The 21,662-nt window shown below is 41.5% G+C and carries 18 protein-coding genes; 2 read left to right on the top strand and 16 right to left on the bottom strand.

What is annotated here, in order from left to right:
• The 12 genes from soxC to QF042_RS09650 form a co-directional block, all read right to left on the bottom strand.
• On the bottom strand, window positions 1-1,245 hold the full coding sequence (gene soxC, locus QF042_RS09705; protein WP_307527713.1) for a sulfite dehydrogenase: 1,245 nt from the start codon (window positions 1,243-1,245) through the stop codon (window positions 1-3).
• Complete coding sequence (locus tag QF042_RS09700) at window positions 1,245-1,844, bottom strand: c-type cytochrome (RefSeq protein ID WP_307527711.1); 600 nt, start codon at window positions 1,842-1,844, stop codon at window positions 1,245-1,247. Before QF042_RS09700 ends, soxC begins: the two co-directional genes overlap by 1 nt.
• A 5-nt stretch (window positions 1,845-1,849) precedes the next feature.
• Window positions 1,850-3,553: a hypothetical protein gene (locus QF042_RS09695; protein ID WP_307527709.1), complete on the bottom strand. Its 1,704-nt coding sequence runs from the start codon at window positions 3,551-3,553 to the stop codon at window positions 1,850-1,852.
• A gap of 15 nt (window positions 3,554-3,568) precedes the next feature.
• The gene (locus QF042_RS09690) at window positions 3,569-4,900 is read right to left on the bottom strand and encodes a DoxX family protein (protein ID WP_307527707.1); all 1,332 of its coding nucleotides are present in this window, start codon (window positions 4,898-4,900) and stop codon (window positions 3,569-3,571) included.
• Window positions 4,901-4,917: 17 nt separating this feature from the next.
• Window positions 4,918-5,859 carry a cyanophycinase gene (locus QF042_RS09685; protein WP_307527705.1) on the bottom strand — a complete coding sequence of 314 codons (942 nt, stop codon included), beginning with the start codon at window positions 5,857-5,859 and terminating at the stop codon, window positions 4,918-4,920.
• Between the two features lie 11 nt (window positions 5,860-5,870).
• Complete coding sequence (locus QF042_RS09680; protein WP_307527703.1) at window positions 5,871-7,232, bottom strand: RagB/SusD family nutrient uptake outer membrane protein; 1,362 nt, start codon at window positions 7,230-7,232, stop codon at window positions 5,871-5,873.
• A gap of 15 nt (window positions 7,233-7,247) precedes the next feature.
• Window positions 7,248-10,358 carry a TonB-dependent receptor gene (locus tag QF042_RS09675; RefSeq protein WP_307527699.1) on the bottom strand — a complete coding sequence of 1,037 codons (3,111 nt, stop codon included), beginning with the start codon at window positions 10,356-10,358 and terminating at the stop codon, window positions 7,248-7,250.
• A gap of 608 nt (window positions 10,359-10,966) precedes the next feature.
• Window positions 10,967-11,053: a hypothetical protein gene (locus QF042_RS09670; RefSeq protein ID WP_307533270.1), complete on the bottom strand. Its 87-nt coding sequence runs from the start codon at window positions 11,051-11,053 to the stop codon at window positions 10,967-10,969.
• A 214-nt stretch (window positions 11,054-11,267) separates the two neighbouring features.
• A complete protein-coding gene (locus tag QF042_RS09665; RefSeq protein WP_307527698.1) occupies window positions 11,268-12,164 on the bottom strand; it encodes an AraC family transcriptional regulator in 897 nt (298 codons plus the stop codon).
• A 58-nt stretch (window positions 12,165-12,222) separates the two neighbouring features.
• Window positions 12,223-13,041, bottom strand: coding sequence for an SDR family NAD(P)-dependent oxidoreductase (locus QF042_RS09660; protein WP_307527696.1), 819 nt, complete (start codon window positions 13,039-13,041; stop codon window positions 12,223-12,225).
• 123 nt (window positions 13,042-13,164) lie between these two features.
• Window positions 13,165-13,935, bottom strand: coding sequence for an NADPH-dependent F420 reductase (locus QF042_RS09655; RefSeq protein WP_373459099.1), 771 nt, complete (start codon window positions 13,933-13,935; stop codon window positions 13,165-13,167).
• Between the two features lie 15 nt (window positions 13,936-13,950).
• Window positions 13,951-15,276 (bottom strand): NtaA/DmoA family FMN-dependent monooxygenase, encoded by a 1,326-nt coding sequence (locus QF042_RS09650; protein ID WP_307527688.1) that lies wholly within the window; start codon window positions 15,274-15,276, stop codon window positions 13,951-13,953.
• A gap of 91 nt (window positions 15,277-15,367) precedes the next feature.
• On the opposite strand from QF042_RS09650, the gene QF042_RS09645 reads away from it, so the two are divergent.
• A complete protein-coding gene (locus QF042_RS09645) occupies window positions 15,368-15,733 on the top strand; it encodes a helix-turn-helix domain-containing protein (protein ID WP_307527687.1) in 366 nt (121 codons plus the stop codon).
• Window positions 15,734-16,356: 623 nt separating this feature from the next.
• On the opposite strand, the gene QF042_RS09640 is transcribed toward QF042_RS09645, so the two are convergent.
• From QF042_RS09640 to QF042_RS09630, 3 genes are all read right to left on the bottom strand, one after another.
• Window positions 16,357-17,100 carry a hypothetical protein gene (locus tag QF042_RS09640; protein WP_307527686.1) on the bottom strand — a complete coding sequence of 248 codons (744 nt, stop codon included), beginning with the start codon at window positions 17,098-17,100 and terminating at the stop codon, window positions 16,357-16,359.
• Window positions 17,101-17,187: 87 nt separating this feature from the next.
• Window positions 17,188-18,105 carry an AraC family transcriptional regulator gene (locus tag QF042_RS09635; RefSeq protein WP_307527684.1) on the bottom strand — a complete coding sequence of 306 codons (918 nt, stop codon included), beginning with the start codon at window positions 18,103-18,105 and terminating at the stop codon, window positions 17,188-17,190.
• 12 nt (window positions 18,106-18,117) lie between these two features.
• Window positions 18,118-19,014 (bottom strand): NAD(P)H-binding protein, encoded by an 897-nt coding sequence (locus QF042_RS09630; protein WP_307527682.1) that lies wholly within the window; start codon window positions 19,012-19,014, stop codon window positions 18,118-18,120.
• A gap of 799 nt (window positions 19,015-19,813) precedes the next feature.
• On the opposite strand from QF042_RS09630, the gene QF042_RS09625 reads away from it, so the two are divergent.
• Window positions 19,814-20,566, top strand: coding sequence for a hypothetical protein (locus QF042_RS09625; RefSeq protein ID WP_307527680.1), 753 nt, complete (start codon window positions 19,814-19,816; stop codon window positions 20,564-20,566).
• A gap of 744 nt (window positions 20,567-21,310) precedes the next feature.
• Here the strand turns inward: QF042_RS09625 and QF042_RS09620 are convergent.
• The gene (locus tag QF042_RS09620; RefSeq protein WP_307527678.1) at window positions 21,311-21,631 is read right to left on the bottom strand and encodes a fibronectin type III-like domain-contianing protein; all 321 of its coding nucleotides are present in this window, start codon (window positions 21,629-21,631) and stop codon (window positions 21,311-21,313) included.
• Between the last annotated feature and the right edge of the window lie 31 nt (window positions 21,632-21,662).

Raw genomic sequence — 21,662 nt, 5'->3', positions numbered from 1 at the left:
TTATTTTATTGTTTCCGGTTTAAACAAAACGGTTCCATCATTTTTAATCTGCCATGCCGTAATGGGGTTCATGTGATACCCACCTAAATTTACACCACGGGCTTCAACCAATTGCGCTAAAGTTGGCTGTAAATAGCCGGTTTCATCGGTAACCCTACTCAATATTTCAGCAGTTTCTCCCTTCCAGTTCCAGAGGTGCCTGAAATAAGTATGGGCTTTACTCAGCACCGGTTCCTGTAAATTGGCCAATTGCCATGTTTTCCCGGCATCGGTGCTTACTTCCACTTTTTCTACCTTACCCCTGCCACTCCAGGCTATCCCACGTATTTCAATCCAGCCTTTATCTACCTTTTGAGGATAAGATGGATAGGTGATAATGGAACGGGCATCCAACTCAAAGCTAAACATTCTGATTTTATCTTTTACAGGGTAAGTATATTTTGACGTTTCTTCCCTGGTCATATAAGGTTCGTCCGATAGCTCTATCCGCCTTAACCATTTGATATTCATATTTCCTTCGAAACCAGGCAAAAGCAGCCTGATCGGGTATCCCTGCTCGGGCCTGATGGCTTCACCGTTTTGCGCATAAACAACCATGGCATCATCCCAGGCTTTTGCGATGGGAATAGTACGGGTCATCACCGCAGCATCTGATCCTTCGGCCAAAAACCATTTGGCTTTCTCATTGATGCCCACTTCCCTGAAAATAGTCGAGAGCATTACACCTGTCCACTCGCTCTGACTGGTGAGGCCCAGGATATCCTGTGGCGTCATTTCAGCTTTACCTGTTCGGAAATTACCAGCACATTCGATAAAACAGGTGCGGGTAACAGAAGGAAATCTTTTAATATCGGCAATGGTAAATTTCATCGGACGCTCTACCAACCCATGAATCAGCAGTTCATGTTTTGCCGGGTCGATCGTTGGAATACCAGCATGATGGCGTTCGAAATGAAGATCGGCTGGCGTTAGGGTACTATGCATATCCTGCAGAGGTGTCCGTGAGGAAATATCGGAAGGTTTGCGCACCGGCTGCTCAAATGTTGAGCGTTTACCCAACGGACTGGGCCCGGGTCCAATAATTTTGGTCGGGTCGTCCGTACTTTCAGGCAGGGCAAGGCTAATCTCATCAGCAAATAAAGATTGTACCGGTAAAACTGCAGCAGCAATTACACCTCCCAACAAGGTGCGCCTGCTGATTTTGCCAGTAGCTACTTTCTGATCTTTGTTGTTGCTATTTTCCATTACTTTACTTCAGGGCCTCCTTTACGATCGTCCATAATAAATAGTTTTTTCGCCGGCATGACTACTTTGTACAGGTTTTTGGCATCAATCACCATATCTTCTTTAATAATCTTATTTGCACTGAGCAGATAAGCTGTTAGACTATACACTTCATCATTGCTCAAAGAACCAGGAAGGTTATAAGGCATTGCACGCCGCATATAATCGAACAAGGTGGTCGCATAGGGCCAGTAATTGCCAATGGTTTTAGACCGGCTGTTAGCCGATGTATCGCCAACCAAAGCTGCTCCAGGAAGTTTTACACCAGGCTTTTCAGTACCATCTACTCCATGACAGGCTGCGCATTTAACTGCATATAACAGTTTCCCTCTTTTCACGTCTCCCTGCCCAGCTGGTAATCCCTTCCCATCGGGCCGCACATCGATATCCCAAGCGGCAATTTCCTGCGCGGTTGCTGTCCGGCCGAAACCAAATTTGGTAGGCCGCTTTAAACTGTCCGTTAGAGGCAATTTACCCTGCACAGGTATAAATGCCGTTTTTAACGACATCAGCAGCAACAATATCGGGCAAGCGAGTATGAATATCGTTTTTTTGTTCATTCCTGTTAATATTTACCAGCATTTAGGCTACTTTTTGGTAGCACATATTTACGGTCGTAACGGTCTAAAACAACATAAATAGAATCTTTACGCTCATTAATGCCCGAAAGGATAACCCTCGAACCGTCGGTGGTATCGTACTTCAATACCATCCGATGCCTTTTTACCTCTCTGGGTTTTTCCTCAAATTCGCGGTCCCTCCGGGTAGACCAGGCTGCTTTATCGATCATTTTATTCTCATCACCAATATGTTGCCATGCCGTTTTGCTGATCCAGTTATCTTCTTTTGGCTGCGCTTCTTTGGCTTTGTCGGCACCTTTACGCCCACCTCTTAAAGCCATCACATTTTTATCCTGCAGGTAAAGCACTTTATCTACCGTATCGGCATAATAGTGGAATGCCCTCTGACCTCCCGCTACGCCACTGATCTCAAACGTACGCTGAATATCACGCATCGGGCTACCTCCACCGTTTGATGGATCGATCAATACTGGCCGGTTGATTTTAAAGGTCAGCGTGGTCCAGTTTTCGAAGGTGGCTTCCTGCCAGCGGGTAGAATCGAGCGGATTAAATGGAATAAGCTCTCCGTTGATTTTAAATTCACTTACATGGTAATTTCCCCTTAATTTTTTAACGCCGGCAGTTGCAGGCTGTTTATAAGGATCGTATTTGAAGTTGATTATTTCGGTATAGGTTAGCACCCCAAAAAAAATCACAAAAGTGAGTAGTTTCAAGGTAATGCGACTGTATTTAAGCCATGGCTTTCTAAAATCGGGATAAATCCTGAACGGAACAGTGTGTCGTTCCAGAATTAACAGGTTATATAATTTAGGGAAATCATCAGCGGCCAGGAAAAGTGCCAGTATTACAAAATAAAATGCATATACATGCACACCACCATCGTAGGCATAGTTTACAAAAGTAATATCACCCAGTGCCGCAGCTAGTAGAATAGCACCAAAAGTGGTTGTTTTTCGAAAGAAAAGCATGGCACCGGCCGCAATTTCTACCACTCCACCAAAAACCTGGTACCAGGGCACCACTCCTACCGAAAGCCAGTATATTTTTTGTGCGGTAAAATCGCCAAAATTACTGTTCAGCAAACCCAAAGATGGATAAGGCATCTGCGTAGGAAAAAGTTTGGTAAAACCAAAACCGATGATTCCGATCCCCGCACGGTAACGTACCACCACCCTGATCCAATAATAGAGGATATGATAAGACTTACTTTTCCGGCCTATTGCAGTCCATATTAATGCGCCTGCTAGCGCGAATAAAAGTGCGATGCCCCAGTCTGCATAATCGGCAAGAAAACTCCTTTTTGGAGGCAGCCCCGCAGCGCTTTCGTTTTTCGCTTCTCCCTTTTTTACGGTGCCATTTTCTGTTTTATTTTTTTTAGGCCCATTTTTCCTGGTACCTTCATCGCCTGATGGCGAATCGGTAATATCGCGCGAGCGCTGTCCGCCAAAAAGCGATAAAAAACTGGGCTGGAACCTGGCAATATCATACAGATCGCGGTAATGTGGGCGCGACCAATCGAGTGTAAAAACATTTTTATACCAGTTGGCCGAAAAAGGGATAGACATGGCCAGGAAGAAAATAAATAACAGGCGGAAGCCAAACTTCTTTTGCCAGGACCATGGCTTGTTAGGCGCGGTTTGCTGACCTGCTAATCCTTTCGCTGTATCCTGTTGTTTAATTTCAGACATAACATTAAGCTTTGTTTATAGTTTAAGTGCTTTGCGGCGGCTAAGCTTTAATGGATATTTTTTATCGATTTTGTTCAGTACCACATAAATAGAATCATGGCGCTGATCGGTTCCCGAAAGAATCACTGTAACACTATCTGGGCGTTCGTATTTTAACTGCAACCGCTCCCCTTTATAGTGGGGGTTTTTGTTGTGTAAAAACAGTACATGGTTAACTGAATCGACAGTATAACTGTAATAATGTCTTCCCCCTGCACCAGCCAGTTCATAATCGCGGTCCTGATCATTTTTGAATACCTGTTCGTAATTTGCCGAATCGATAATCACCCCGCGGTCTGAACGGATGCTTATGGTAGCCCATTTTTCAAAAACAACATCCTTCCAGCGCAGCGGATTTACTGCCGCATAAGGCAACACCTGTCCATTAACCCTGAATTCGCTCACATTATAAATCCCAGCCGACTTGGCCAAACCTTTGGTACGCGGAAATTGGTAAGGATCGTGATGAAAACCGGAATAGGTTTTAAATCCGTAGAGGAAAACAAAAAAGAAAATGATCAGTGATTTAAGCGCCAGGCGCAACGTTTTGATCTTACCTGCAAAATGCGGCTTAAACCTGTTGGGGTCTGTTGGCCGCTCAAGTGATACCAAGTTGTAAATCCGCCGTGCGTCGAACCAGATTACGAACAGTGCAAAAGTGATCAGGTAGGTGGCATATACATATTCGCCACCCTCATATGCCAGGTTGGATATAAATACGTTTCCGGTAAATACCAAAATGATTGCGGCTCCAATAGTGGCTGTTTTCCGGAAGAACAACAGTAGCCCTGCAAGGATTTCTATCGCTCCCAAAAAGGTTTCATAAGAAGGCACAATACCCAAGCTCATCGAAAATATTTTCCAGTCGGTAAAATCGCCATAACTGGTATTTAAATTACTGATGGATGGGAAAGGTGCCTGCAAAGGAAAAAATTTGATGAATCCATATCCGATAATGCCAATCGCCAAACGGTAGCGCACCACGACCCTTAACCAGTAATAAAACCTATCGTAGTTTATATTTTTATATTTCGATCTTTCCCAGGCAGCAGCACCGATCAATGCGATAATCGCTACAATGATCCAGTTCACTAAACTATCGGCACCTGGAATAAACTTGGCCGACAGACGGCTGAGGTTAAAAATATCACCATAGCTGATATGCAGCCAATTAAACCCAAAAACCGTTTTAAAAAAATCGACGCTTAAAGGGATAGCCTGGAGGATAAAAAAGAGGAAAAATAACCTGAATATCAGCTTTTCCCGATCCGTCCATACAGGAGGCGGTGATATGTTCGTGTTACTCATTTTATTATTTTTTAAGGTTATTGATCGTCATCGGTCTTAGCGACAGTGTTTGCAGGCCTACGTACTTCCTTAATCACCTGCCTTTTGGCCAGATCGTATTTCTGCCCTATACCGAGGAAGAAAAACGGTCCGTTTGAGGCCGTAAAATCTTCACGGTTGTTTACGACGTGTTTCTCACCATTGTTGATAATCGTGTTGTAATCGTAAATGGCCACAAAAGAACGTCCGAGCACTTGTAGCGTATCGCGCTGTACCAAAACGGCTGTAGCCTCATTTAAGCCGATGCCGATCAGGTCAGGGGCTTTACGGATAAAATCAACAAGATCGAACTGACGGTTGCGCACCAACAAATGCTGGTCGATTGCTGAATTTTTAAGAAAACCCAATCCCTGGGTGTGGTCGCCGACCAGGATCTGTGCACCTTTGGTATCGCCACGCCATAAAAAGGAACCGATAATACTTGCTCCGGCCGAACTGCCTGCAATTACGCCTCCCCTGTTCAGCACATCAATAAAAGCCTGATGGGTAAGGGTATTGAGGTAAGAATCGGCAATGCGCCATTGGCGGCCACCCTCAAAATAAACCGCAGTTGCATTTTTTAAGGGTGCAATAAATTTCTCACTATTGGCCTCTTTAAAATCGCTGGTATGAAAAAGTGTTACGTTCTTGATACCTGTTTGACGTTTTACCTCTTCTACTCCTTTTTTATCGAAAGCTGCCGAATCGCCTGATGCAGTGGTTACCACTACTAGGACGGCTTTATCTTTACCTCCGGCCAGTTCGGTAAACTTATCCCAGATGTCGCGCTGCGAACCAACATTACCGCCGATAATCAGCAGGCTGCCTTTTTCGGGTCCATGCCGGGTATCAGATTTTTTTACGGTGATTGGTGAAGATTGCGCAAATGCAGAAAAAGCAAATGCAGTGATTGCCAAAAGAAAAATGCTTAATTTTTTCATGATCAATATTTTTAATAACCAGGGTTACGGTTTGCTCCAGCCAATTGCGGATCAACCAATGTTTCGTTATAAGGGATCGGGAATAAGTAAAGGTGTTTATCAGGAAAAGCCAGTACAGTCTGTGCACGGTCTGTCCTCACCAGGTTAAACCAGCGGTCGGCCTCAAAAGGAAATTCTACCTGACGCTCTTTTTCGAGTGCCAATAAAATGTCGCTCAAAGTAGTTGCAGTAGTTGCACTAAGTCCGGCACGGCTGCGCACTGCGTTCAAATCACTTTGCGCACTATTCGTACCTGTTAAATTACCCTGTTGTGCCCTGGCTTCTGAACGGATGAGGTATAACTCGGCAATGCGGATTACATAAGCCGGATCGGTACCCAATGGATTACGGTAATATAATTTCCCATACCATAAATTACCCGGAGGCGCGGTTTGTGCGATTAAGGTATTGCGGTTACCGCCAACAACAGGATTATTCAATAGGCCAACTAAAGCGTCATTTGGCGACCATTCTCTGCGGCCTCCCATTGCTGGCGGTAACCACCAGTTGCTGTGTCCATTGGTATTGGATGTGGTATAAGCCAGTTCCAGTACCGATTCGTTGGTGGCCACCGCATTATTGGCAAAAAATGCACTATATGGAGTCACAAGCGAATAATTGGTATTATCGTTAATTACCAATGTAGCAAATTGCTCGGCCAGTGCCCAGTTTTTCTGGTACAGGTAAAACCTGGCTTTAAGTGCCTGAACCGTACGCAAGCTTACCCGGTTACGATTTACCGTAGCAGGCACCAAAGTTTCGGCTAAGTTTAAATCTTTTAATACCTGCGCGTAAGTATCGGCCAGGCTGCTACGTGGAATATCGCTGTTATCTGATGAATTATAGGTCGGTTTTAAGATCAGCTGTACACCTCCCCATCCACGTGCCAGGTCGAAATAAGCCAGCGCACGTACAAAATAAGCTTCGCCAAGGTATTGATTTTTCAGTGCTGTCGTTAACAGCGGATCACTAACGCCTGGTACCTTATCAATAATATAATTGGATTGGGATATGGTTTTGTAGATGGCGGTCCATGCCGACTGTACATAACCATTGGTAGCAGAGGTAAGGTGTTTGGTAATCTCGTTAGGATCAGACTGCGAACCCGACCACTGGATATCTCCGGCAGATAAATATGAAAGCGCCGGAAAGTTTGAGCCATAATAACTGTTGGCCGCCAAAAGGTTAAATAAACCATTTACGGCAGTAGCCGCTGTACCGGCATTGATGATCGCCTGATCCTGATCTACCTGCAACTGGGGCTGTACCTCCAGAAACTTTTTGCAGGAAGTGAACAGGAATATGACTGTGAATATGTATATAACTTTTTTCATGATTGATTATTCGGTTTAAAAAGTAATGTTTGCACCTATCTGGAAAGTACGTGGTACAGGTGGCGTACCTAAATCGTAACCTAATACGGTAGCCGATGAAGACACATTGATCTCTGGATCCGGACCTTTATATTTCGTCCATAACCATAGGTTTGAGCCACTTGCATATACCCTCACCGAAGCCATTCTAGCTTTTTTGATAAATTCTTTGGGCAGGTTATAACCAAGGGTTACATTGCTGAGGCGAAGAAAAGATCCATCTTCAATATTGCGGCTGGTTGGGCTCAAGGTATAATTCTGTCCATAAGCCGTGAGCCTTGGCATGTTGGTAATATCGCCGGGTTTCTGCCAGCGGTCTAACTGGTAAACATCCATTGCCCTGTTGGCATCGCGGGTACCGCCGCCTTCAAGAAAATAGTTATTGTTGTTGTAAACCTTATTGCCATAAACAAAATTGAAGAAGACCGATAAATCGAAGCCTTTGTAGCTCAGGTTATTGGTCAAACCACCGTTAAATTTCGGTAATGCATTACCTACCGGAACAATATCATTGGCGTTGATTACACCATTATGGTCTGCATCTTCATAAACTGCATTTCCGGTCTGCGGGTCTACATAGAGTTGATTATATACATAAAAGGTATACATCGATAAGCCCTGCACCATACGTTCGGCCGCATAAGCCGCCACCACAGGCGTAGGCAGTTTTTCTATTTTATTGATGTTGCGCGAAATGTTGAAATTACTGCTCCATTTAAAAGCACCGTCCAGGTTGACGCTGCTGATATTAAGCTCCAATCCTTTGTTGCTCATTTCACCTGCATTTGTCAGAATGGATGAAAAGCCTTTGCTAGAAGCCAATGGCAGATTAAGCAACAGGTTGCTGGTGTATTTATCGTACACATCACCGCTCAAAGTCAACCGGTCTTTAAAGAAACTTAAATCGAAACCAATATTGGCCTGGCGGGTGCTTTCCCATTTCAGATCAGGATTGGCCAATTGTGAAGGTATGGTGCCCGGGTTGTTCTGATAATTGGCTCCAGCGCCCCATAAACCACGTGAGGCAAAGTCGTTAATACCATTCTGGTTTCCGGTTACCCCAATACTTCCACGGATCTTTAAGTCCGAAATTACAGCAACATCCTTCAGGAAATTTTCTTGTTTAACACGCCATGCCAGACCGGCTGAAGGGAAATATCCCCATTGGTGGTTTGCCCCAAAACGTGAAGAACCATCAGCCCTTACACTAAAAACAGCATAATATTTCCCACCGTAGTTGTAATTTACACGGGCAAAAAATGACGACAGCGTATATTTTGATTCAGTTGCGGATGAGGTGGTAGTGGCTGCCGATGCAATCTGCTGGAACGAATCGTTCGGGAAATTGGTACCCTGTGCCAGCGTTTGATTGGAAACTGAACCTTGCAGCGAATTACCGATCAAAGCACCAAAAGTATGCTTACCAGTAACATGATTATAGTTTAAAGTCTGCTCGTTGGTCCAGATGGTATTGTTACTCACGCTGGAAGTACCAAGGTTTTTGTTCGCGATGCCTAAGTTGGTTAAGCTGTTCCAATACTGAAACTCGTTGTATTGGTTATAATCAACACTCCAACTGGTTTTAAAAGTTAAATCTTTCGTAATATTTACCTCACCATACAAATTGCTGATCAGTCTGTTACTGGTACTGTTCATATTGGTATTGTTCAGCAATACATCAAGATTATCAAAACCGGCCCACTTGCCCGGCGTTCCATCGGCATTTACCTCTGGCAGATAAGTTGGAGTATGTAGGGCCGATTGCAGGATACCTCCTTGTGGCCCATCCCCAACACGTGCATTGGTACGGTAAGTTTGGGTAAGGATATTACTGGTTCCTATTTTTACGTAATCGTTGATTTTCTGATCGAGGTTCAGTTTAAAACTTCCTCTTCTAAAATCGTTCGTTTTAAGGGTAGCTTCCTGTTTGTTTAAACCACCACCAATATAATAGGTGGTTTTATCGTTACCTCCCGAAACAGAAAGATCATAATTCTGTAGCAGTCCGGTACGGAAAGCCTTATTCAAGCGGTCGTAGGTATTTTGATCTTGCGGTAATCCACGGGCCGCTGGAGAAGCGGTAGGATTATCGGTTAAGGCACGGAACGGCTGAAATCTGTAAGTGGTAGCCGGAGCTGTTCCATTTGCCGCGGCAATTGCGATCGCGTCAGCATTAGAGTTGCGATAAAATTCGTTGATGAGTTCAGCGTGCTGTGGACCTGTTACCAAATCCCATAATTTAGGCGCTTTTGCCACGCCTACATAAGCACTCAAACTTACTTTTGGCGCCGTATTATATTTACCCCGTTTGGTCGTAATCAAAATTACCCCGTTGGCCGCACGTGCACCATAAATGGCCGTTGCATCGGCATCTTTTAAAACGGTAACACTTTCAATATCATCAGGACTGATATCCGATAATGGGTTATTTGCTTGCCCTTGGGTCGTAATTTTTTGTAGCGATCCACTGTTTACATAAACCCCATCGATCACATATAAAGGATCATTACTCGCGTTAATTGAAGTCGTACCACGGATCCGGATAAACATCCCATCCCCCGGAACCCCTGTAGAAGTGCTCACCTGTAGGCCAGGGGCTTTACCCTGTAGCTGTTCTGCAAAGGTAGCGGTTGGCTTAGCCCTAACTTCATCTACCGCTATGGTAGAAACTGATCCTGTTAATGATTTTCGTGTCTGCGTACCATAGCCCACTACCACTACATCATTTAATTGGCTGTTTACTTCTTTTAAACGGATGGTTGTGGGACTGGTGCTCACCACGATTTCCTTGGTTTCGTAACCTATAGAAGAAAGGATTAAAGTATAGGGCAGTTTCTGGCCGGTTACAAAAACAAATTTTCCGTCCCCATCGGTAGAAACAACATGGGTAACGCCTTTAATCCGTACCACCACACCAGGCAAAGGTTGCTTGGTTAACGAGTCGATTACTAGCCCTGCTAATTTTGAGTTAATGAGCGGCGGAGGCTCCACCTGGGCTAAAATTTTAAAGGGTACGGCCAGCACAGACAGTAGCAAAATAAGGCTGGTAAATAAGAACGGTTTTTTCTTATGGAGAAATATTTCCATATTTAACTGGTTTTATGTTAATGATTCAATTCATTTGATAAGACTGGAGTGGATATCAGTGCGTGATTGGCGTTACAGAACTGATATTCCATGATAACCGGCGAGGCTTCCTTGCCGGTTGTTTTTTAAATAAGGATTTCAATACATATTGTGGGAATTGGTGGTCAGGTTTTAATATGCAATCGCCTTTGGCCTATGGTATTCGGAGGAAATCAAATCAACAACAGCACATATTCCCGTAGATATAAACGTCCAAAACAAATTGTTCAATATTAATATCAGAGATAGAAGAGCTTTTGGGAGTTATTATTGCATTCATGATCAATGCAAACATATTGATAAATATTTAATCTACAAAATCCATAGATTAACTATTAATAATGTTACATTACCTATAGATTAGGGTTTTATGGGTAACATTCTCACCTCAGTGAAGCAACAATGTGCTTCCAAACTGATTGGAACATTCAACACTTTAGAGATTAAGCAATTTTTATCTGCACCTTTTATAATAGTTTCAAATTCATCTGCGCTAACACCTGGCACAGCCCCGGAGATTGAAAGATGCATCCCAGTTATTGCAAAACCTTTTCATTGTCAATATGGCTTCAGTATCCAATGATGCTGGATTTAGTCCTTTTTCTGAATGCAAAACTAACGGCCATGGTAAAGCATGCTGAATGTGCTGCAGCCAATAATTCTCCGGGGTTTGTTCCCTTTTGATGTTCTTCCAGATGAGTCTTAGAACTGAAATTAGTCTTGTTTAGAATTCCACTTTGGGTAGTCAGCAGCCCCTTTACCTTCTTTTATAGTGCCGGACCGATGGGCTTTGCTGTGCGCTTCATTTTGTTAATGCTTAGTCTTAAGTTTAATTACGGTAATGGTGTATTATGTTATTCACGGTTTCTATTAATTTAAGAAGTGTTCCTTGAATTTATTGGGAGAAGTGCCTACTTCTTTTTTAAAAAGTCGGGAAAAATAAGTTGTGTTTTCAAAGCCAAGCAGATGTGAAATCTCAGATACATTCAACTCCCCTTCCGCCAATAGGTTTTTTGCCTCACCAATCAGGAAAAGATGAATAAGCTCCAGTGCCGTTTTTCCCGTTTCTTCCTTTAGCAGATCAGTAAGATAGCGGGAAGATATATTTAGCTTTTCAGCCATTAGCGCTACTGTGGGTAATCCAATTTCATTAATTTTTCTTTCTTCAAAGTTAATGGCCAGCAGCGCATTGAACTTTGTAATTGTTGAGCCAGATAATTGTGTGCGATTGATGAACTGCCTTTTGTAAAAGCGCTGTGCATATTTAAGCATGGAGTCAAGATGGCTAACGATGATGGCCTTGCTCAGTTCATCAGTGTTATTGTTGTATTCTTTTTCAATGCTGAAATACAAATTCCATATGATGTCCTCCTCGGAAGGCGAAAGGTGTAATGCCTCATTGACCTCGTAATCGAAATAACCGTATTTTTTTATTTCGCTGTAAAGCACTGTTCCCGGCAGAAAGTCTTCATGAATAAGAATCAGAAATCCCTTCTCCTCGAGTTCCACATTTTTGAATACTACCTTTTGATGGGGCTTAACAAAAGACATCGAACCACGGTCATGGTCATATTTTGTCTTTCCATATTGCATACTGCCCGATCTCAGCTTCTTAAAACCCATGATGTAAAATGCCGAAGAAAATTCGATTACGCTATTACCGTCACAGCTGTCCCGTTCGCCATATGCCACGCTAAAGAGCGGGTGCTCTGGTGGCTTAACACCAAGCGCTTCATGCAGCTCGCTTAATTTATTAAAGTGATCCATTGTTTATCAATTATAACAGCAGAACCCGCAAATCCAGGCGCTGCTGATTAAACTTGTATTAACCATGTGCTGCCACAGATACATCCTGCCATGATTCCCATGTTTTAAGACGCTCTTCGTAAGTGTGTTTTATCCAAGGGAAAGCAATTTTACCCAAAGTTAATCGCAGTGGTGGATTATCAGCATCTACCAAACTTAAAATAGCAACAGCTGTAGCTACAGGGTTACCAGAATCTTGATCTCCCGCATGCTCATAAAAATATTTTCTTATCGCATCGTAAGCAGAAACGGATGAACTTACTGCAAGGGAATTGCTTCCAAAGAAATCTGTGGTGTATCCACCCGGTTCAACTATTGTTACTTTAATACCAAAACCACTCACTTCGCTAGCCAATGTTTCTGTAAGGCCTTCAACAGCAAATTTAGCAGCACTGTATATTCCCATTAATGGAACTGTATTAATTCCCAATGCACTGGAAAGCTGAATGATCTGCCCCGACTTTTGCTCACGCATAATTGGTAAAACCGCTTGAATAGTCCATAATGAACCCAATACATTGGTTTCAAATTGTGCCCTTACATCTTTCTCGTCCAGCTCTTCCACAGCTCCAACGTGCCCAAAGCCTGCATTATTTATTAGTACATCGATTGTTCCAAAGTGTTTTTTTGCAGCTTCGGTTGCTTCAAAACTTGCTTTTTTATCCGTAACATCAAGTTTTAGCACCAATAAGTTTGATGGAAATTCTTTAGTTAATGCTGTTAATGCATCAAGGTTACGAACTGTTGCCACTACATTATCACCACGTTTTAGAAATGCTTCTGTCCAGATCCTTCCGAACCCACGGGATGCTCCTGTTATAAAAATTGTCTTTGCCATTATTTTATTTTTTAGCTATTTGATATAAGCAAAATTATGGAGTTAATAAGCATTATAGTGATACAGAAGTAGGCAATAATGAAACATTTTAACGAAATGCCGCTCCTCTGATAATTCTATATTTTATTTTGTCCCAGGATTTTTTTCAAACAATGCCCTATTGAATTTAACAACATCGGGATGGGATGGATAGGATGGTAACGCAGAAAGATCTGCAATAGCTTTATCTCTTAAAACAGGTGCCTCTTCTTTAACGCCATCAGCCAATGCCTGTTTTAATTCTTCTGCATTTAATTCTGTACAGTAGGCTGGCGTTCCCGGCTGGTGCCTCCAGGATTCTGAAAGACTCCCTGAATCAACTGCATCATAACCCGCATCATTAACTAATCCGGCAATCACCTTTTTTGCTTCGGCGTCATCTCCGGCCACAGCCATTGCTGTTCTGTCTTCAGCACCTGGTTCTTTTCCGCCACTTGCCAGTGTTTCTGCCAATAAATTATTGAAAGCTTTGATCACAGGTCTTCCCAGCTGCTCAGACACCCAGATACTTTCCACCTTTCCATTTTTGATCTCTTCAATATCGGCATCACGGAAAGGATAGTAATTGGAGGTATCAACCACAATTACATTCTCCGGAACGTCTGCGAACAAATCTTTGGGTAAAGTTGGGATTGCGATGGTCGGCAAAGATAAAATGATGACATCTACATCTTTCACCACATCTTTCTTATTTGCAGCCGTTACACCTAATTCCTCAGCACGTGCATTTAATTTATCTGCGTCATCTGAATTATTAATTTTTACACTGTGACCGGCTTCAGCCATTTTCTTTGCGATTGTACCGCCTATTGCGCCGGTACCTATTATTCCTATTTTCATTGTATGTGAATTTATTCGTTTAGATTAGATTTAAACACGAGGATCAATTCCGTACTGATCCGGTACATCAAGATTATTACGTAAAGTTTTGCCTTCATAATCCTGATGGAAAAGTCCGCGCTCCTGTAAAACAGGAACTACTTCGTCCACAAAAGCATCAATTCCATCGAAATTAACATCCGGCGAAATCCAAAATCCATCGGCAGCACCTGCTTCAAACCATTCTTGCATATGATTTGCCGCTTCAATTCCCGTACCTACAATTACGGGATGATAATCGATCACGCCGTGGGCAAGAATATCACGAAGGCTCCAACCTTCTTTTGCGATTTTTAATGCGTTTGCAGAACGAGGGTCGTAGCGGGACGGACGGGCATTTTCTAACAAGGATTTTGAAATTGGCTCGTTTAACTGAGCAGCATCAAGGGGAATACCCAACATTTGCTGCAAATAGCTGATTCTTTGTGGAAATTGACGTTCTGTTAATTGAATTCGACGGTCGAGTGCGGTACGTCTGTCTTTAGCAATGGTGGTCATCAATCCGGGAATATATTTGATTTCATCAGGGTCACGTCCGAAACTTTTGGCTGCTGCCCTAAAAGCATTTCGTTGGGCACGTGCATCTTCAATGGTAAAAGCTGCACCAATAACCACATTGGCAAAACGTCCTGCCAATTCGTGTGCATTCGGACTCCCGCCTGCGTGAAAAATAATAGGCTGACCTTGCTCCGATGGTGGAATATAAAGCGGCCCTCTTGAACCTACATATTTGCCTTGTAAATTAATCGGAAGGATTTGATCTTTGTTTGTAAACTGTCCGGTTTGTTGATTATGAATCCAGGCATCTTTTCCCCAACTGCCCCAAAGAGACTGGATTAATTGGATAACCTCATGGGCCCGGCCATAACGATCTTCGCTTGACGGAATTTTTCGTCCGTAATTTGCTGCAACATCTTCTCCACTGGAAGTAATCGCATTCCAACCGGCACGACCGTGGCTCATCACATCCAATGCCTTAAACTGTCTTGCCAGATTGAAAGGTTCATTAAAAGTGGTAGAACCCGTCGCTACCAAACCAATACGCTCGGTTTCTCTAGCAACAGCCGCCAAAGTCATCATCACGTCCAAATTAAAAGGTGGCGATTCGGTATCAATATCCGCCATAATAGCACCGGGACCATCAGGGAGAAATATAAATTGAAATTTACCACGTTCCGCAGCTTGAGCCTGTTTTACACGAGTATCAAAACTGGTGTAACTTTCGGGGTCAACCCCAGGAAAACGCCAGGCTCCAGATTGGGAACCATATCCATTACCGAGGTGTAACCCAATGAGCATTTTTTTAACTACTTCCATAATTCCGAACAGATTGTTTTGCAAAATTAGTTAAAATTGCTTTCCTTTGTATAGTACTTTCCCAAAGGAAAGTAGTTTTAAAGTGTTGTTTATGGCAAAAAAGAAAGTTTACTGCGAGTGTTTGAATACTGTGAAACCTGTTAGGGACACACTAGAAGTTATTAATGGCAAATGGAAATTACCAATCATTATTTCAATAGGTGTTGGTAATAGCCGATTTACGGACATTCAGGAAAGTATTCCTGGACTGACACCGAAGGTATTGGCTAAAGAACTCAAAGACCTTGAGCAGCACAAATTGATTAAAAGAGAGATAGTTGAAGATTATCCAGTGAAAATTTCTTACCATCTTGAACCTTATGCAGATACCTTGACGCCAATTATCTATGCAATGAAAGACTGGGGGATAAACCACCGTCAGAAAATTTTTCACGATGTAAAACCAATAAGCTTGTAATACGAAATATAGCTTCTTGGTTTTATTCTGGATTATCTAGTTGCCTGGCTCGTAACCTAATTAAACATCGAAAAAAAAAGCACATATTTATTATGCAAATAACCAAACAACAATACGTTATAAAAGAAAAAAAATAAAACAGAAAACTTTTGCACCGTCAGGGTGCGGATAAGGGGCTCGAACCAAAAATCGGCTTCCACAGCCATTATTCAACGATTTTAAAATGGCTTAAAAACAAAAAAGCCCTTTAAGATATCTTAAAAGGCCTACGGGTCGATGATGGGGCTCGAACCCTCTCAGTAAACAATTGTAAATACATCGAACTCTAAAATTTGATATCATTTCTTTGACTCATTCCTAGGAATCTTCAAATCTGCAATTCTCTTTAAATCTTCGATAAAAAAATCCGTTAAAGGTCTCATCGGGAGCACCTCATGAGATAATTCAGTTCTTCCGTTGTTTGTCTCGTTTTTTATTTTAAATAACGCTCTATTAATCAGGCATATTAATCCCATTACTTTCACCGCATTAATTCTAAATCGACAGGGTGAGACGCTAAGGGAGTTTTTGTAGGTATCCACCAGTATCGAATTGAGTCCGTTCCATTTACCTGTCATCTAAGTTTACTCATACGTCCTTTCTATGATATCAATTAGGATATCCGTTCCCTCACGCCATTTGATCCATCCATCATAGTTTTCGCCCGCACTGAAATTAGACTCCCTGCCAAATCCCTTTTTCACTTTAATCCAATCCCCCTTAACCTTCGTCACTGCAAAAGGAAGAAAAGTCCGTTCCTTATTTTCAAATATCGCCCTGCCGCCAGGAAGATCATAGATGACCAGGCTATCTTTAGTAATAAACTCTGCTCTTTTTAAATAACGTTCCCAGGTTTCAAATACATACCAGCGTGGATTATATTTCGAACCCGGGCAATTGCTGCAGTTATTGTCAGACAGCATTCTTTCCTCAGCATAATATACCGCCCCAGGTTCCTTTCTGATGACAAATTCTTCCCTACTAACCTGATTGCTTATTACCCGAAAATAAGATTTACCAGTATCCACTACACAAAATTTCAACTCTGGCCCAAACCGTACCAATCCCATTTTTGTATGTTCTTCCCCCTCTTTATCTGAATCCCCCTCGCTCATGATATAAGGTTTTAACTTGACACCCGAGAGAAATAATATCTTGCCAGATTTGTTGGTCTCAAATTTCAATGTATCGAAGGGCAACTCATCCGCTTCGCTTCTATATAAGGGGATGGGAAATTGGGTATTGACAGTTAACAGCCCGTATCCAATCGCCTGAGGCCGCCCCTGTTTTTGCGTATCGCAACTGTATAAGAGACCTAAAATGGCCATGAGTGTAAAAAATAGATTTTTGAAACTGGACATAGTATTTTATAATAACAACCATTTAAGCTAAGGTTTGATTTCGAAACCTTATAGCTAATTAAATGATTCCCTAAATTCCAATGGCGAAAGCTTAGTTTTGGATTTAAACAGCTTGCTAAAAGACTGCGGATGCTCAAACCCGAGCTCGTAGGCGATTTCACTTACCGACAAACCGGTAACAGACAATTTTTCTTTTGCCCGTTCAATCAATTTGTTATGGATATGCTGTTGGGTACTCTGACCAGTTAACACCTTAAGTAATCCGGTCAGGTAATTTGGAGACATATTTAAAGTTTCGGCAACGTACTGGACAGTTGGTAATCCATTTTTGACCATGGTCTCATTTTCAAAATATTCGGTAAGGATGTCTTCCAATTTTTTGAGTACTGTGTTATTGGATATTCTCCTGGTTAAAAACTGACGATTGTAAAACCTATCGGAATAGGTCAATAATAACTCCAGTTGGGCCAGTATAACATTTTGACTAAACTTATCAATATTGGAATGATATTCATGTTGTATGTTATGCATAATGGCCGAGATTGTATTTTCTTCCTTATCGGAAAGAAAAAGTGCTTCGTGCACAGAATAATCAAAAAACTCGCATTTTTTTATTGTCTTGGACAAACTTGTGTTCCATAAAAAGTCAGGATGGATGAGCAGCATCCATCCCGACTGGTTTAAAGGGGTATCTTTTTCTACTTCAATACGAAAGACCTGACCCGGCGAGATAAAAAACATAATACCTTCATCAAAATCATACTCCTGCTGCCCATATCTTATTTTCGCGCCAAAGTTTCGTTTCAGGGCAATGGAATAAAAATCAAGCAATATACTGTTTTCACCTTCCGGAACATTTTTAACATCAGCCAAATTAATTACACTAATTAGCGGATGTTCTGGCTTGGGCAAGCCTCTGAACTTGTGAAATTCACTTATGGTTTTAAACTTGTGAAACCTGGTGTTTGCCATATGCTAATTTAATCATTGTTTGTACGCAGCTGCAAATTCTTTTGCAAAATCTCTCATCTTCACTTTACCCATTACCGCAGGTTTGTTTTGATAATAGTCCTCTGCTAACCGTCCACTATGAAGCGCACCATACATTTCCACTAAACCAGCTGCAATTTTCGGGTTCATTCCGATGGAAACTAATCCGTTCAAGGTTTCTTCATCAGAAATGACCACCCATTTCAAATCGGGTTTGCCAATGGCCTCACCTAAAATACTTGCAGTTTCATGACCAGAAAGGTCCTCGCTTGCCACTGGCCGGGTTTTTCTTCCTTTAAAGGGCGTAGTTAATTCTTCAGCGACTGCCGCAGCGATATCAATTGGAGAAACAAACGGGATAATGCTTTCCCCACCATAATTGGCAGCAATAATTCCTTGCGATCTGGTCATATCTACAAAACCAAATAAATTGTAATAGAAAGAATTTGGCCGCATATGCGTAATTGCCACGTCTGCCGGAAGTTCGTTTAAGATCAACTCGACGTTGTGCGCACCGGCCAAAATACCGTTTCCCTCTTTCATATGACCACCAATTGTACTTAAATTGACAACCCGTTTCACACCCGAAGTTTTAATAGCCGCTGCATAATTTTTTCCTAATCTGATGTAATAAGCTAACAAATCTAAATTCGGATCAAAGTAATTGCCCGGGGGAACCATTGTATAAACGGCATCAGCGCCCTTCAAGGTAGTGGTTAGAAAATCCGGATCTTCTAAGGAACCGATGGCTGCTGTTGCTCCTAAATTTTCGATCTCATCCTGTTTTGATGCATTGCTACTGATAACGGTGACGTCATGTCCTTTTTGAACTAATTCTTTGGTTAGTGGCTTACTGATGTTTCCTAATGAGCCTGTTATTATAATTTTCATATTTCAGTGATTTAATTCTTCAAATGTCTGAAGAACCAAATCAACAGTTGAAGTCGAATCTACTATTATTGTAGTCAAAAAGGAGACGTTTATTACGCTGGTAATTTTTGTCCATCTCTACCGTCGCAGCAATATCATTTACTTTTAGCCAAGAGAAGCCCTTTGTATTCAATATCTTGTCAATAGCAATAGAAATCTCTGTTTGCTTTTTCTTTGTTCCGAATGGAACCTGTAATAATTTATGGTCCATATCTTTTTCCGGGTTAAAAATGCATGATCAAAAAATAGTAGATTTTATATCACTAAATAGTGATATATATTATATTTGCTTAAACAATGCTAATTAACAATATATCGATAATCTCATTAGGCTTATACAAGCAAGAAATTAAAGAATTGACTGAGCTTTTAAGAAACGACTGGACAGACGTCAGGGACATAGCGACGGATAATGGCCTTAATATCGATACATACCTGCCCGGGTTTATAGAATCAACGAATGATAAACGAATTATATCTGTTCTATGAAGCAGAAAGGGACTCTTTATATATGAAAAGAATGGCTCGCATACTACTTTTAAGCCTTGTGACCAAGCTTCCTTAAGCGAAGAATTTCCGCAAATACAGGTACTCGAGGATCTGCACAGCTTAGACAAATGGTAATGCATGTTGGCACAGTGCCAGCTTCGCTAACAATAAAGAAAACACAAATGAACAGCGCAACACGAACTGATTGCAAAGAAATATGTTTGGCAATTGGCAGGACTGTTGGCTTATTAAAGTTTAAAAAAAATCTTACATGAAATTAAAACTGACGCTAACGTTTGCACTAACATTTTTAGCATTAACTTTTGTGATGCACGAAGCTCATGAAATAGTACACACCGCTATAGGCAGGCTAATTTGTGGATGTTGGGGAACCAGAGATTTTAATGTTTGGTCTTTATGCGGAAATTGCGCAGAGCAAAAACCCTATTCCGTAATATCTACCTTTGCTGGACCCATTTTCACTTATCTGATGATTTGGATTGGAACGTATCTAATGAATAAAGCTAAAGACACCCAAAAAGCATTGGGGTTTTCATTAGTTTTTGCAAATATGCCTTTTACCAGAATTTTTGGGGCTGTGACAGGTGGCGGCGACGAAGTTTGGGGGTTAAACCTGGTGTTACATAATAATAACTTGTCTTGGCTACTGGGTACAATTATAATACTTGCTATTATCATCTACCCACTTTATAAATGTTATACAGTAATTGAAAATGATAGTGCAATTGTATGGTTTTTAGTGTTTTTATTAATCCCCGGTCAGATCGATACCTGGGTAATTTTAATTATTCTAAATTCTTTGCTACAAAAAGGACTTTTAAGTAATTATTGGATATTAGGGTCACCAATTCTTGTAACGGTTTGGACAGCGAGTATAACATTAACTTATATCTTGTCTAGAAAAAACATTTACGACTTAGTCGATAACAACGCTGATGATCAGCATATTAAGACTTATTTAAAAACACCAACGGCCGATACATCTTCAAACAATAGTCTTTAATTCCCTGTTATTAAATATTTGGCATAATCAACCCTTAAGCTTCAAATCTGGTGGAATTGGTTTCCGAGATTTCATTACCCTCCAAACCAATGAGCCTCACATTATTTTCTGAGTTGAGCACAGTAAGACAAATTTTGCCAAATATTTTTTCCCGTGATTAGTCTCCCGGCCAATTCATTAAGTTAAGGGATAAATTGCAAAAGGATGTCACCCTGAGGGATAATTTTTTGTATAAAAATCAATATAAATGACATGAGATTTTAAGGAGATAAATCTCCTCAGATTATCGTCATTGCGAGAAGGCTTTTTCAGCCGATAGCCTGTCCCGATTTTCGGGAAAACAATCTTTATAGCAGGATCACTAGCAGGATAGATTGCTTCGTCGTTCCTCCTCGCAATGACGACCTTGCTATAGGAATCCGTCAATGGTAGCGAGCTTGTGCTGAGCGCAGTCGAAGTAAAGGGCATTTATTTGCGATTTATCAATCTCAAGAAGTCTTCGACTACGCTCAGACTGACTACCAGTGCTTAACTTAATGACATTGAGTGTCCCGGACCCATCACTAAACAACCACGGATATTGGTCTGTTATTATATTATTTGTTCGTCCAAAATGGCCAGGCAAGGATTACGTGAACTTGCAATTATTTTTGAGACAAAATTTATATCGAAGCACAAAAAATTAATTTATTACTAAAAGCTACGCTTCAACTAAGCACCTTATTATTAGCAAATACCGTTAGGTTACTTTAACCGTGCTGATAGCGCGATGTTATCTGATGAGGGGCCAACCATAACATTGAGATCCAGGTCTTCATTTACCCATTGCATTTCAGCATTGTAAATTTTGAGATCCTCAGCTTTTACCTCAAAAACCAGATGCTGGCTTTCCCCTGCTTTCAGCGATATTCTTTTAAACCCTTTCAATTCCTGAACGGGCATTACCACGCTTGCATTTTGACGGTTGAGGTATAATTGTGCGACTTCATCTCCGGTGACCGGGCCAATATTCTTTAAATCAAACTCAACTGTAAGTCCACCGGTTGATGATTTACTTTTATTCACAATTAAATTTGAGTATTTAAAACGGGTATAA

The sequence above is a fragment of the Pedobacter sp. W3I1 genome, from assembly GCF_030816015.1.
Taxonomy (GTDB): domain Bacteria; phylum Bacteroidota; class Bacteroidia; order Sphingobacteriales; family Sphingobacteriaceae; genus Pedobacter.
Note: the sequence above shows the minus strand (reverse complement) of the source record. Positions and strands in the feature narration are given on the sequence as shown.

Bases quoted from the DNA above. Each gene is read 5' to 3' on its own strand.
- soxC (WP_307527713.1), bottom strand. From the start codon at position 1,245: ATGGAAAATAGCAACAACAAAGATCAGAAAGTAGCTACTGGCAAAATC.
- QF042_RS09700 (WP_307527711.1), bottom strand. From the start codon at position 1,844: ATGAACAAAAAAACGATATTCATACTCGCTTGCCCGATATTGTTGCTG.
- QF042_RS09695 (WP_307527709.1), bottom strand. From the start codon at position 3,553: ATGTCTGAAATTAAACAACAGGATACAGCGAAAGGATTAGCAGGTCAG.
- QF042_RS09690 (WP_307527707.1), bottom strand. From the start codon at position 4,900: ATGAGTAACACGAACATATCACCGCCTCCTGTATGGACGGATCGGGAA.
- QF042_RS09685 (WP_307527705.1), bottom strand. From the start codon at position 5,859: ATGAAAAAATTAAGCATTTTTCTTTTGGCAATCACTGCATTTGCTTTT.
- QF042_RS09680 (WP_307527703.1), bottom strand. From the start codon at position 7,232: ATGAAAAAAGTTATATACATATTCACAGTCATATTCCTGTTCACTTCC.
- QF042_RS09675 (WP_307527699.1), bottom strand. From the start codon at position 10,358: ATGGAAATATTTCTCCATAAGAAAAAACCGTTCTTATTTACCAGCCTT.
- QF042_RS09665 (WP_307527698.1), bottom strand. From the start codon at position 12,164: ATGGATCACTTTAATAAATTAAGCGAGCTGCATGAAGCGCTTGGTGTT.
- QF042_RS09660 (WP_307527696.1), bottom strand. From the start codon at position 13,041: ATGGCAAAGACAATTTTTATAACAGGAGCATCCCGTGGGTTCGGAAGG.
- QF042_RS09650 (WP_307527688.1), bottom strand. From the start codon at position 15,276: ATGGAAGTAGTTAAAAAAATGCTCATTGGGTTACACCTCGGTAATGGA.
- QF042_RS09645 (WP_307527687.1), top strand. From the start codon at position 15,368: ATGGCAAAAAAGAAAGTTTACTGCGAGTGTTTGAATACTGTGAAACCT.
- QF042_RS09640 (WP_307527686.1), bottom strand. From the start codon at position 17,100: ATGGCCATTTTAGGTCTCTTATACAGTTGCGATACGCAAAAACAGGGG.
- QF042_RS09635 (WP_307527684.1), bottom strand. From the start codon at position 18,105: ATGGCAAACACCAGGTTTCACAAGTTTAAAACCATAAGTGAATTTCAC.
- QF042_RS09630 (WP_307527682.1), bottom strand. From the start codon at position 19,014: ATGAAAATTATAATAACAGGCTCATTAGGAAACATCAGTAAGCCACTA.
- QF042_RS09625 (WP_307527680.1), top strand. From the start codon at position 19,814: ATGAAATTAAAACTGACGCTAACGTTTGCACTAACATTTTTAGCATTA.